The following is a 13,112-nucleotide window of genomic DNA, read 5'->3' on the forward strand; positions in this document are numbered from 1 at the left end:
GTTCCACCGACGAGGTGACTGTCACGGTTACGGTTGAGCAGCCTGACCAGCCTGAGGTAAAGGACAACGACAAGTACGAGCCTGAGTACGACGGCGGCACCGGCCAGCCCGGCGAGGACGTCAAGATCGACAAGCCAGAGTTCAAGGACGGCGACAACAACACTGTGACGCCTCCGGAGGGCACGACCTTCGGTCCTGGTGAGGGCACGCCTGACGGTGTGAAGATCGACGAGAACACTGGTGAGATCACCGTTACCATCCCTGAGGATGCGACGCCTGGTACCAAGATCACTGTCCCAGTGGTCGTGACCTACCCAGACGGCTCCAAGGACAACGTTGACGTCACCGTCACCGTGACCGAGAAGGACGCAACCCCGGTTACGCCGGGTGAGCCGACTGAGCGCAACCCGTCTCTGGGCGCGTCCGCGGATGACCCGGCAGACTGTGAGATGCCTCCGTTCGTCACCGTCGAAAAGACCGAGGGTGTCGTATACAAGGTCACCGTCGATGGTAAGGAGCTAACGCCTGACGCTGAAGGCAAGTACGTCTACGACTACGGCCAGACCGTCAAGGTTGAAGCAACCCCCGCTAAGGGCTTCACCTTCCCAGAAGGTGTGACGACCACTTGGACGTACACGACCGCGCAGAACGAGGTTTGTAACGTTCCTGAAACCAAGGACAACGAGAAGTACGAGCCTGAGTACGAGGACGGCACCGGCAAGCCTGGTGATGACGTCACGGTTGACAAGCCTATCTTTAAGGACGGCGACGGCAACGAGGTAACGCCTCCGGAGGGCACCACGTTCACTCCTGGTGAGGGCACGCCTGATGGTGTGACCGTTAACGAGGATGGTTCGATCAAGGTGACCATTCCTGAGGACGCCAAGCCTGGTGACAAGATCACCGTTCCGGTTGTAGTGACCTACCCGGATGACTCGACGGACACGGTTGAAGTTACTGTGACTGTTGAGCAGCCTGACACCAAGACGCCGGACTGGAAGGACGGCTCCGGTGAGCCGGGTGGCAAGGTCGTAATCCCGAACGATGGCGGCCCTGTTGATGACGGCACCACGGTCGAGACCGATGGCCCGGGCAAGGCAGAAATCGATGGAGACGGCAACCTCGTTGTTGACATCGACGACAACGCTAAGCCTGGTGACAAGATCGTTGTCATCGTCAAGGACAAGGACGGCAACGAGATTGATCGCGTGACGGTCACCGTTGAGAAGCCTGCCGCTGGTGATAACACTGGTGAGACGACCGAGAAGGTAGTCCAGAAGCCTAAGCTTGCACGCACTGGTGTGCAGGTAGCAGGACTCGCTGGTATTGCAGCCGCAATGGGCGTAGCAGGCCTCGGCCTGGCGTTCATGCGACGCCGTCGCGAAGGCGAAGAGAACTAATCGCCTAGCCGACGCAGCACCGGCATAACAGTACGGGGGTGAGACCCTAAACGGTCTCACCCCCGTACTCACATAAAACCTCAAACCAAAGGCGCACTACCGGGACAGAAGTCAATAGACTATTCGTCCCATACAGTGCGTAATATCACCTGCAGAGCACAGAACCTCCCCTATAAAGCCAGCGCCCGTGGATGCTATAGCATATGGGCGCCCCGCGGACGTAGGACGAAGTCATAGTGCGCCGGAGTATTTGGGCGGCCACAACACAATACTGACTTCATTGGGGCCAATGAGACTTCCAGAATGTCCCAGGACTAGTTGGATTAAGGAAAATACATGCGTATGCCACAACCCGCCACCGAACCAAAACGCGCTTTGCGTTTTTCTTTGGTTACGCTTTCAGTCGTAGCTTTGGTAGGAAGCACGCTTGGAGTTGCACCAAGCTTTATCGCCCCGCAGTCAGCTGCCGCGGCAACATTTACCGGCGGCATTCGCGACAAGTCTGGCGCGGTAGAGCGGGACGCCCAGAAGGCCTCAGACCTACCGGCCGGCTCGTGTCTCGTTGAGAGCGGTGATTCTGATGGCAGCCAGGCTGGTTTCAGCTGGAACACCCTGGAGCCAAGCGCCACCAGCCCTTCTAAGACCGCTTGGGGATTGAGCCTTTCCTTCGATAACTCGAAGGACCGCACGTTCGCCGATTGGGGCTTCACCAATTCAGGCCAGATGAGCGCGTACCTCGATGCGGGTCAAGTTCCCTCTATGAATGTCAGCCAGACCTTTCTTGGCAAGAACGTCACACACAAGGCCGATGAAAGCATCGAGATTACTAAAAGCGGTCGTCAGCTGAATCTTAATCTCAATGCGAACCTGACCGAAGAGAAGGTCAAGCAGTACGCTGAAGCTACTGCTAAAAACCCCGTGCGTTACGCGTGGAAGAGCGACTACAAGCAGGCTAACACTTCAGAAGCAAACCCCCGCGCGACGCAAGGCAACAGTGCGTTTGTCTCCGTAGTCGTGAACCCCTGGCCGAGCGAGAACATCGAATGTAACCCGATCACGGTGTCGTGGGAGTCTTTCGAGAAGCACGTGATCGTCCCCGGTGAAATAACCAAGGTTGGCAAGATCAACGTGCCTGCTGTGCAGAACGGTGGGACGGACGATTCTATGTCCCGCATGGTTGTAGAGGCCTACGATGGCAACGGCAAGTTCATCGGCACCTCCGATCCGGCGGCCTCCGGCGGCGAGCAGATGTTGCGTATCGACGGAAATGGCGAAATTTATTTCACCTGGCCGGAGTACCGCGGCACCGACCTGGCCACTGACAAGAACGTGAACTTCTCCGTTCTGGCGAAGCCGCGTAGTGTGGAGCAACTCCAGGCTGCAGCCAAGAGTGCTAACGAGTATATTGAACACGACGCCGCTTTCAGCAGCTCTAACTCGCTGACCCGTTACAACAAGGCGAACGTCATCGACTCCACGGCGTTCTCCCTGGACGACACCGAATACCACAACCCGCAGTACGACAAGACCGATGCCTCGATTATTTCGGGTGTAGATAGCCCAACCGGCCCGCTGGCCACCGAGCCGCAAAAGGTCACCTTCACTCAGACCGCTGACTTGATCAAGGAGCTGGCAAAGAAAAAGACCGAGGGCGGCTTTGAGGCGAAGCTAGAGCTGGACGAGAAGTACGTCTACGAGGGCTGGACCGTTGAGATGGACGGTGACTACAACGTCACCGTCACTGCTCCAGAGAACCCGAAACCGGGTGCTTTCGCGCAGCCGAAGATCACGGTGGAGTACTCTAACGGCTCCACTGACGTGCTACAGCTTATGGTAGTTGTTGATCCGAACAACACGCAGGTGACCGACCTGGTACGCCCGGGCCTGTCCAAGGGCAAACTCAACCAGGAAATCACGTCCCAGGTGGGCACTAGGTCCATCATGAAGGGCCACAAGCCTGTTCACCCGGCCAAGTTCGAGATCGACCCAGCTACCGTACCGGACGGTTGGACCGTGACCGTAGACGCGACCGGCAAGGTCACCGCGAAGGCAGATGACACCGTTGCACCGGGTACGATCATCACCCCGAAGGTGAAGGCCACCTACCCGGACCAGACCACGGATGATATCGAGGTTCAGTTCCAGGCGATCGCAGACATCAAGATCCCGAACTATGACACGGTTACGGGGCAGCCAAACGCGAGTGTCAGCCTTATTCCGGAAATCCCGGAGCGCGGTCTGAGTGGTAACACGTCAGACGAGGCGCCGCAGCGCTACACCTTCGAAGACGGCACGAACAAAACCACTCTTACCAGCAAGGACGGTAAGACATGGACCGTTTATGTCGACGAGAAGACTGGCGAGATCACGACCACGATTCCGAAGGATGCACAGGAAGGCGACATCCTGAACGTTCCCGTCAAGGCCCACTACAGTGAGGAAGGCAAGCAGAAGCCGCAGACGGTTGTAGGCACTGTCGTCGTCATCAAGGGTGACTTGAAAGCGTCATACGACGTCCAGGTGACCGGGCCGAATCAGGCCGTCGACCACCATGTTGATGGTGCTCCAGACGGATCCACGTTCTCGTTCGGCTACACGGACGGCAAGCCCGTGCTGACGCAGACCACGGATAACGGCTGGAAGTACACTATCGATCCGAAGACCGGTGTTGTGTCTTCCACTCCGCCGGCTACCGCGAAGCCGGGTGACAAGAATACCGTTACTGTCAAGGTGAATGCGCCTGGCGGTCTGACCACTGAGGTTCCTGTAACCACAGTGGTGAAGTTGATGAACAACTGGGAGTCCAACCCGGTTATCCCGCCGAAGACGGTGTACCCGGGCGACACGGTGACATCGCCGCTGGCAATCGAAAAGCCGGAAGACATCAAGGTTGCTGAGAACAAGCCTTACGAGATTGCTCCGTTACCGGAGCACATCACTCCGACCGGCGACACGAATGAGTTTGGCAACCCGACCTACACGCTGAAGACTGATAACGGCGACTGGATCGTTAGTCTGGATAAAGATGGCCACGTCATCTCCACCGCGCCTAAGACCGCGAAGCCGGGCGACCAGGTCAAGGTTCCCGTAACCGTGACCTATGAGGACGGTTCTAAGGACACCACCTCCGCTGTGGTCAACGTTGTTAAAGTTCCGGAGCACGAAGTCCCGTTCAAGGTCGAATACAAGTTCGATCCTTCTATCCCTGCCGGTACCTACAAGGTTGAAACCAAGGGCGAGCCTGGCAAGGAAAAGATGACGAAGGACGGCGAGTGGGAGCGTACCCAGGAACCCAAGAATGAGGTTGTCCTGGTCGGTACCAAGCCGGCTGAGAGCGCTAAGGACGTGACCTGGACGGTTCCGATCCCGTACCCAACCGAGGTTCGCGAAAACCCGGATCTAGCCCCTGGTGAGACAAGGGTTGTCCAGGAAGGTGAGAACGGCGAGAAGACCTACACCGCTAAGTTCACCGCTAAGGGTTCCGAGGCTCAGGTTGCAGAGGAAGAAACCACTAAGGAGCCGAAGCCTCGTATCGTCGAGTACGGTCCACGCTTGGGTGCTAGCGAACTGGTCACCACGGTGAAGAAGCCTGTCCCGTTTGAGACTGAAGTTGTCTTCGACGACACTCTGGCAGCTGGTGAACAGAACGTTGACCAGGAAGGAAAGCTTGGCGAGGACACCGTAACCTCGACGCAGAAGCTTGTTGATGGAAAGCCGAACGGCGATCCAGTGGTCGACACCAAACGCACTGCAGAGCCGGTCAAGCAGATCATTCGCGTTGGCACCAAGACCACCGGTACCAACACCGAAACGGTTGAGTCTGAGGTTCCATTCGGCGTGAAGATCGAGTTTGATCCGAACATGCCTGCGGGTACCTCTGAGACGGTTACCGAGGGCAAGCCTGGTAAGAAGAAGGTCACGATCGAACGTGAAATCGTCAACTCCAAGCCGGGTGATCCGAAGATCTCCGAGGAGATCACTGAGAAGCCTGTAGACCAGGTGATCAAGGTCGGCACCAAGCCGTCTGAGGCATCTGAGAAGGTTACGTGGACTGCCCAGGTTCCATTCGAGGTTGAGACCCGTCCGAACCCGGAATTGAAGCCGGGTGAGATCAAGGTTGTCCAAAAGGGCGTCCCGGGTGAAAAGACCTACACGGCTGACTTCGCCGCGAAGGGTGATCAGGCAACGGTTACGCCTGAAGAGAAGCAGACTAAGGATCCGGTCAATGAGATCATTGAGTACGGTCCGAAGGCTGAAGACACCTCTGTGGTGACCAAGGTTGAGAAGCCTGTTCCGTTCGAAACCGAGATCGTCTTCGATGACACCCTCAAGGAAGGTGAGCAGGTTGTTGACCAGAATGGTGAGCTTGGCAGCGAGGTTGTGACCTCGACTCAGAAGATCGTGAACGGCAAGCCAGAAGGTGACCCGGAAGTGACTACTGAGCGCACCAAGGAGCCCACCAAGCAGATCATCCGCGTAGGCACCAAGACCACCGGTACCAAGACCTCCGAATACGAGGTGGACGTTCCGTTCGAGACCGAGATCATCTTCGATGACACGATGGATGCTGGCAAGCAGGAAACCGTGCAGGAAGGTGTTCTTGGCAAGGACAAGGTAACCACTACCCAGACCATTGAGAACTCGCAGGTTGTGGACACCAAGACCGAAACCAAGCGCGTGACGGATCCGGTCAACAAGATCATCAAGGTCGGCACCAAGGGTAAGCCTGCCTCCACCGAGGTTGAGTGGACGGAAAAGACTCCGTTCGAAGTCGAGGTGCGAGTCAACCCTGAACTGAAGCCTGGTGAAACCAAGGTTATCCAGGAAGGCAAGCAGGGCGAGATCAAGCACACCGTAACGGTAAATGTTGAAAACGGGGAGGTCTCTACGGAGGATTCCTCCGAGAAGATCAGTGATCCGGTCAAGCACATTGTCGAGGTTGGCCCTTCCAAGACTCAGACTGAGTTGACGGATAAGCACACGGAAAAGACTCCGTACGAAACGGTGATTGAAGAGGACCCGAACCTCGAAGTTGGCAAGATCGTTGAGGACCAGCCAGGTTCCTACGGTGAAAAGGAAATCACCAAGACCTGGCAGCTCGAGAATGGCGAGCCGGTAGGCGATCCGGAAACATCCGAGAAGGTTATCAAGGATCCGACAACGCGCAAGCTGCGCGTGGGCACAAAGTGCGTCTGTGAAGATCCGACTGATCCAACCGATCCAACGCAGCCGGGTGAGTCGACTGATCCTACCGATCCGACCGAGCCGTCTGATCCGACCGATCCTACGGACACGTCCGAGCCGACGGACCCAGCTAACCCGTCTGACCCGACGGACCCGGCAAACCCGTCCGATCCAACGGATCCGACGAAGCCAGACGAGACAACGCCGGGCACGACGCCAAGCGACAAGGAGACTACTCCGAGCGCTGAAGGCAGCAAGTCTGCTAAGTCGGGCGCTCAGAGCGGTTCATCACTGGCTCGCACCGGTGTTAGCGTCGAGGGCACGCTAGCAGCAGCCGCCGCGCTGCTACTGGCAGGCGCAGGCCTCACCGCGATGCGCAGGCGCAACTCCCAGCGCTAAACGGGCAATAGCGAAGCCTTCGGGCAATAATCGCTAACTCAAAATAAATATGGCGGGAATACAAAAACTGTATTCCCGCCATATTTTTATTTTGCTCGTTACTTTCCGCGGCCAGGCTCATGCCTCGTAGCGCAAGAAGGTAACCAAGCTACTGCAGGTTCTCCACAACTTGCTTGACCATGGCTTCCAGCTCGGTCGTGTCCGTAGAGCGAATACCCGAGCCAACCAAAATCACATCATCACCATGCGTCGCATAGGCCGTGTACAACATCGCTGTACCAGCTGATGTCACCATCGTCATGATCTCCCCATGAGTGTCCACGCCAGGAACATCCACCGGGAATGATGCGAGCGAGATACCAATATTGTTTTCCTCATCCGCCATCGTCATTGACGGACAGTTTTTTACTAACTCCCGGTTCTCGTCCAGATCAACCTTGCTGGCTCCTCCCGGCCAAATCTGCGCAGTCATACTGAGGTTTTCAATGTAGCCCTGCGCAAACACAGCCTTAGATGCATCAGCCGTCAATGCGTCCAAACGCCCCATGTTGGCCTTAAACAGATCTCCACACTTGGAAGGCTCGTAAACAACGCCCTCCTGGTTAGCGGCAAGCATTTCGCCAGACCAGTTCTCTTCCAACTGTTCACGAGTCCCCAGCTCCAACGGCTCCCCATGATAAGTGAGGCCATTTAGAGCTGCCGTGTACTCCGCCTCACTCTTGGTGCCTTGTGCCTGTGGGGCCGCTGAGGTCTCGGTTGTAGCCGCCTGCGTGGAGGATGCCTCGGAAGGCTGCGCATCTGTGCTCCCGCCGCCACACGCTGACAGGGCAAGCGCTGCAACGCCGACGGTCACAGAAGTCTTCAAAAGCGTGCGTCTACCAGTTGAACGAGTCATTCCTGGCTCCTATCGTCAAAATCGGTTCAACTTTTGGAACGGTTTCCTGCGTGAAGCTCGTGGTAGCTTCCAGAAAACCAGGTAACGCTATCCTTACGCGAATGCCCGTTGCAGGCACCTTGAGGACGCCAAAACTGAATTAAGCACGAAAAATTCGCACCCCGTTGCGTGCCCGTTAGTGAAATGTTTACCTAAATCCCCGCCGTCAAATCCCAGTTCACAGGCGTAGCGCCCATTTGGGTCAGTTGCTCATTTGCCCGCGAAAATGGTCTGGACCCGAAGAACCCTCGGCGGGCTGACAGGGGAGAGGGGTGTGCAGATTCAATCACCGGTGTATTCCCCAGCAGGGGCTTAACCGACCTCGCATCACGCCCCCACAAAATAGCCACCAATGGCAGGTCGCGAGCTACCAGGGCGCGGATAGCGGCCTCCGTTACGGCCTCCCAGCCCCGTCCCCTGTGTGAACCCGGGGCGCCCGGACGCACAGTGAGCACGCGATTCATCAGGCACACGCCTTCGCGAGCCCACGGGGTTAAATCTCCCGACGTCGGCACCGGCACGCCCAAATCCTCATGCAACTCGTTGAAAATATTTACTAGCGAGCGTGGCGGAGCAACCCCCGGACGAACCGAAAACGACAAACCCATCGCATGCCCCGGCGTGGGGTAGGGGTCCTGCCCGATAATGAGCACCTTCACGTCCGCAAACGGGTACGTGAACGCCCGCAACACGTCCGTGCCTGCCGGCAGGTAGCCGTTACCCAGGCGGTTCTCCTCGCGCAGCATGTTGCCAAGCCGGTGAATTTCTGGCTCCAACGGGCCCAAAGCCTGGGCCCACCCCTCGTCAATCAAATCGGATAAAGGCAAAGCAGTCACGCCCTCATTCTACGTGGCAATGCCGCACCCAATCAGCCAATATCGGCGTGGGTGAGCAGATGAAAGTAGAAAACCGGTACGCTGAAACCGTGAGTTTGCATCAATATCCTGAAGACGAATTCGACCAGGCAGGTGCCGAAGGCCCCGTGGGTCTGTTCCGCGAGAAACCATCGCGCTGGAAAACCGTGTTGCCCTTCCTGCTCGTTCTAATCATTGTCCCCGTCCTCGCATGGGGCGCCGTGTCATTCATTACCAGTCGCAGTGACAACCAAAGTGCTGAGACTCAACCGACCATAGTCGCAACGCAGGCGCCCACCGAAACCACGGAAGCTCCCGCCGACACTGAGGCCGCTACGGAAGCTACCACGCAAGAACCAACCGAAGAGCCCACCGAGACCGAACCTGCCGTCTCTAAAGACGTCGCCATCCAAATCCTCAACGGCACGCGGGTCAATGGTCTAGCCGCCGAGGCTGTGGGCAAGCTGCAGGCGGATGGCTACCAGTACGTGAGTGCTTCCAACGCTTCGGGCTGGCTCACTGAAGCCACCACCATCTACTACGCGCCCGGAACGCGCGCTGGAGCTGAAGCGATTGGTGAAATCCTCGGTATTAGCAACCTTTCTGAGAACAGCACGGATTTAGGTAACTCCGACTACGTGGTAGTTCTAAAGGGCGACTACTAAAAACTTCCCGTAACTCCCCGCGTTGCGCGAGGCCTGCGTGGCGCGGGAGTCCAAAATGCAAACTCGCAAAGGCGGCCAGACTTGAGTCTGGTCGCCTCAACTTTTTGAGCTATTAGCTGACTCGTCTTGCACTCTGCTCGTTAGAGTGCCAAAATACTTATTAGCACTCACAAGCGTTGAGTGATAAAGCAAGGGTTACCGGGTGAGGCCACCATTTGCGAGACAGAAACGCAAACCCGGCTGGTCGTCCGTCGCGGGCACCTCGTAGCCAACAACCGCTACAGCGGAGGAAAAACATGTCCAAGTTGATTGCGTTCGACGAGGAAGCACGCCGCGCCATGGAGCGCGGGCTTAACACCCTCGCCGACACCGTAAAGGTAACGCTAGGCCCCAAGGGCCGTAACGTCGTCCTCGATAAGAAGTGGGGCGCTCCCACCATCACGAAGGACGGTGTTTCTGTTGCAAAGGAAGTTGAGCTAGAGGATCCGCTCGAGAAGATCGGCGCCGAGCTCGTCAAGGAAGTTGCAAAGAAGACCGACGACGTCGCAGGTGACGGCACCACCACCGCAACCGTTTTGGCCCAGGCACTCGTAGGTGAGGGCCTGCGCAACGTTGCCGCAGGTGCAAACCCGATCGCTCTTAAGCGCGGCATCGACACCGCCGTTGCGAAGGTAGTGGAGAACCTCCACGCCGACGCGAAGGAAATCGAAACCGTAGACCAGATCGCAGCAACCGCATCCATCTCGGCAAATGATGCTGAGATTGGCCGCCTTATCGCGCAGGCCATGGATAAGGTTGGCCGTGAAGGCGTTATCACGGTTGAAGAGACCAACTCGTTCGAAACTACCCTCGAAACCACTGAGGGCATGCGCTTCGAAAAGGGCTTCCTCTCCCCGTACTTCGTAACCGACGCGGAGCGTCAGGAAGCCGTGTTCGAGGACGCCTACGTTCTGCTCGTTGAAGGCAAGATCTCTAACGTTAAGGACCTGCTCCCGCTGCTGGAGAAGGTCATGCAGGCGGGCAAGCCGCTACTGATCATTGCTGACGACGTTGAGGGCGAGGCTCTTGCAACCCTCGTTGTGAACAAGATCCGCGGCCTGTTCAAGTCCGTTGCTGTTAAGGCCCCGGGTTTTGGTGACCGTCGCAAGGCCATGCTGCAGGATATGGCTATCCTGACCGGCGGCCAGGTCATTTCGGAAACCGTTGGTCTTTCGCTTGAAACCGCTGACCTTGACGTCTTGGGCCAGGCTCGTAAGATCGTTGTCACCAAGGATGAAACCACGATCGTTGAGGGTGCAGGCACCAAGGAGGCCATTGACGGCCGCGTTGCGCAGATCCGCGCTGAGATCAAGAACTCGGACTCCGAGTACGACAAGGAGAAGCTCAACGAGCGCCTTGCCAAGCTTGCTGGTGGCGTAGCCGTCATCAAGTCCGGTGCTGCAACCGAGGTTGAGCTGAAGGAGCGCAAGCACCGCATTGAGGACGCCGTCCGCAACGCTAAGGCAGCTGCAGAAGAAGGCATCGTCGCCGGTGGTGGCGTGGCCCTCATTCAGGCCGCTCAGAAGCTTGCCGATCTTGACCTCGAAGGCGATGAGCTCACCGGCGCGAACATCGTTCGTGTAGCGGTTGAAGCACCGCTCAAGCAGATCTCGGTAAACGCAGGCCTAGAAGGCGGCGTAGTTGTTGACAAGGTCAAGCACCTGCCCGCAGGTGAAGGCCTCAACGCCGCAACCGGTGAATACGAAGACATGCTCAAGGCCGGCATCGCCGACCCGGTAAAGGTAACCCGCTCTGCACTGCAGAACGCGGCATCCATCGCCGGCATGTTCCTCACCACCGAGGCAATCGTAGCCGACAAGCCCGAGCCGCCGGCACCGGCCGCTCCGGGTGCCGACGAAATGGCTGGCATGTACTAAACCAGCAATAGGCGAACTGTGGGCGCGGGAAATCGCGCCCACAGTCATACCCACCCGTGTTCTTCGCCCCAAGCAGGGGGTGCGAACCCGGGTGGGTTTTGTTTATCTACCTTGCGAATAGGGCGGCCGCGCCGGCCTCGGCATCCGAATAGGTACTTGCTGCCGCCGCGAGTTGAACCCCGATCTCATCCAGAGACTGTTCAACAATCACCTGCGTCGAACGCCAACTTTGCGCCGCCGTCTCAAACTGGGCTGACGCCGCGCCAGACCAAGACCCCTGCAACGCGTCCAAATGCCCCATCATTGCCTGCACCTGAGCGCGGATCGTCTCTGCGCTTGCACGCACCATTGCCGAAGCCTGCGCCACCTGCGCTGGATCCACATGAAAAACCGTCATCGCCATTCCTTTCTTATCAGCCGGCCATGCAACGTCATCGTCGCAGGGCGCTGAAAAGGAACACGCGTCGCACCGCTTTGGGTGTGGGCAGGCGAAGGCCTAGCTGGGATGTGGAAGGAACTGTGTACAAGGAACTGGGTGCGTAGCAGATACGGGCTACTGGTCTCGATCCGAAAGCCGCTGGCGAAGTCGGCTTATATCCTCGCGTTTTTCCTGAATGCGCTCGCGGAGCTTACTCCCGTCCGCAGCTGTCTTATCGAGCCGCTCGCGCAAGCGGCTAGCATCCCCAGCGGTAAACGCATCCTCGTGGACTTGCTCGGCCCGCGTGCGTGCAAGGCGAGCCAGCTCTTTTGCAGACAGTCTGCGAACGCTTCGCTGCGCGGGGCGGGCAATCACATTCGGCTCATCCTCCAAGGACGAAGCCCCGTCATCTTCTAGAGACGATGCATCGTCTTGTTCAGGCTCTGGCGCATCGTCCACCGGGGGAGTAGTTTCGGGAAGCTCGGTGCTGGTCTCTTCCTCAAAATCGTCTTTGCGCATGATGATCAGGTCATTCTTCGCCCCGATCTTCTTAATAATCATCGTGGAGGTCGTAGTGAGCGGGTCAAACTCCTGCTCAGGTTCATCCTCAAAACACGCACCTGGATCAGCCTTAGCAATTAGCGTGTCAAGATTAGCCATCTCGGCTTCAAGATTTTGCCGTGCAGAAACCTCCCACGCTGTTCCTCCCGGAGACAGATAAATCTGCGGGCGAGAAAGCATAGAGCTCACAAAGCGGCGCCTTGCGTTCCAAAACTGCAGGTCCGACAAGTTGTGGAACTCTTGGCGAAGCAGACTGCGATACTGCTTGTATTCTTGCGGAGTTGCAGACAAGTCGCGCTGCGTTGCATCAAGCAAGGTTGTCGCATCCACGTCCTCCGTAGGCGCGCGGTGAGTAACCACCACGCGGATCAGCTCACAAACCCGCTCACAAACCGCGGGCGAGAATCCGAGTCGCGTCAAAGAATCCGAGATCCGGTGCGAACATGACGCCTTGAACTCAGCCGAATCCACAGTGTCGCACTTGACGACTTCGGGCGGAACCAAACCCGCATACCAAGCCGCAATCTGTAGCAGCTCCGGGGTGTGAGCGGCGGCCGCTAACTGATCAAACGCGGCAATCACGCGGCTCAGATAGGCAACATTGTGATACGGGCGATCCGCGGCCTGCCAAACTGTGAGCAGACCGTGCACCTCTTCATCAATCACCTGCTGCGCAGGCTCAACGCCGCACGCGAGCACCGCGCTTACAAACGTGCGCGGAAGCCACGGTGGAACCGGCGCGCTCGCAGGCAAATCCTGACCTATTTCAGCCACAGACCTA

8 protein-coding genes are annotated in these 13,112 nt (G+C 57.6%); 4 read left to right on the plus strand and 4 right to left on the minus strand.

Annotated features, from left to right (window positions below; genetic code table 11):
• Together HMPREF2891_RS05545 and HMPREF2891_RS05550 are read left to right on the plus strand one after the other, a co-directional pair.
• Positions 1-1,400, plus strand: a 1,400-nt coding sequence (locus HMPREF2891_RS05545) for a YPDG domain-containing protein (protein ID WP_222566274.1), incomplete at its 5' end; no start/stop codon positions are given.
• 336 nt (positions 1,401-1,736) lie between these two features.
• A complete protein-coding gene (locus HMPREF2891_RS05550) occupies positions 1,737-6,983 on the plus strand; it encodes a G5 domain-containing protein (protein ID WP_070664294.1) in 5,247 nt (1,748 codons plus the stop codon).
• A 148-nt stretch (positions 6,984-7,131) separates the two neighbouring features.
• Here the strand turns inward: HMPREF2891_RS05550 and HMPREF2891_RS05555 are convergent, their stop codons facing one another.
• Positions 7,132-7,878: a hypothetical protein gene (locus HMPREF2891_RS05555; protein ID WP_070664296.1), complete on the minus strand. Its 747-nt coding sequence runs from the start codon at positions 7,876-7,878 to the stop codon at positions 7,132-7,134.
• 191 nt (positions 7,879-8,069) lie between these two features.
• Complete coding sequence (locus HMPREF2891_RS05560; protein WP_070664298.1) at positions 8,070-8,753, minus strand: uracil-DNA glycosylase; 684 nt, start codon at positions 8,751-8,753, stop codon at positions 8,070-8,072.
• Positions 8,754-8,800: 47 nt separating this feature from the next.
• Here HMPREF2891_RS05560 and HMPREF2891_RS05565 point away from each other — a divergent pair, with 47 nt between their 5' ends.
• Both HMPREF2891_RS05565 and groL read left to right on the plus strand, forming a co-directional pair.
• A complete protein-coding gene (locus HMPREF2891_RS05565; protein ID WP_083311272.1) occupies positions 8,801-9,436 on the plus strand; it encodes a LytR C-terminal domain-containing protein in 636 nt (211 codons plus the stop codon).
• A gap of 296 nt (positions 9,437-9,732) precedes the next feature.
• The gene (gene groL / locus HMPREF2891_RS05570; protein WP_034509604.1) at positions 9,733-11,352 is read left to right on the plus strand and encodes a chaperonin GroEL; all 1,620 of its coding nucleotides are present in this window, start codon (positions 9,733-9,735) and stop codon (positions 11,350-11,352) included.
• 106 nt (positions 11,353-11,458) lie between these two features.
• Here the strand turns inward: groL and HMPREF2891_RS05575 are convergent, their stop codons facing one another.
• Positions 11,459-11,749, minus strand: a complete 291-nt coding sequence (locus HMPREF2891_RS05575) for a WXG100 family type VII secretion target (protein WP_070664301.1) — start codon at positions 11,747-11,749, stop codon at positions 11,459-11,461.
• Between the two features lie 156 nt (positions 11,750-11,905).
• Positions 11,906-13,105 carry an HD domain-containing protein gene (locus HMPREF2891_RS05580; RefSeq protein WP_148131723.1) on the minus strand — a complete coding sequence of 400 codons (1,200 nt, stop codon included), beginning with the start codon at positions 13,103-13,105 and terminating at the stop codon, positions 11,906-11,908.
• Between the last annotated feature and the right edge of the window lie 7 nt (positions 13,106-13,112).

The sequence above is a fragment of the Actinomyces sp. HMSC065F11 genome (assembly GCF_001813085.1).
In the GTDB taxonomy this organism is placed as follows: domain Bacteria; phylum Actinomycetota; class Actinomycetes; order Actinomycetales; family Actinomycetaceae; genus Gleimia; species Gleimia europaea.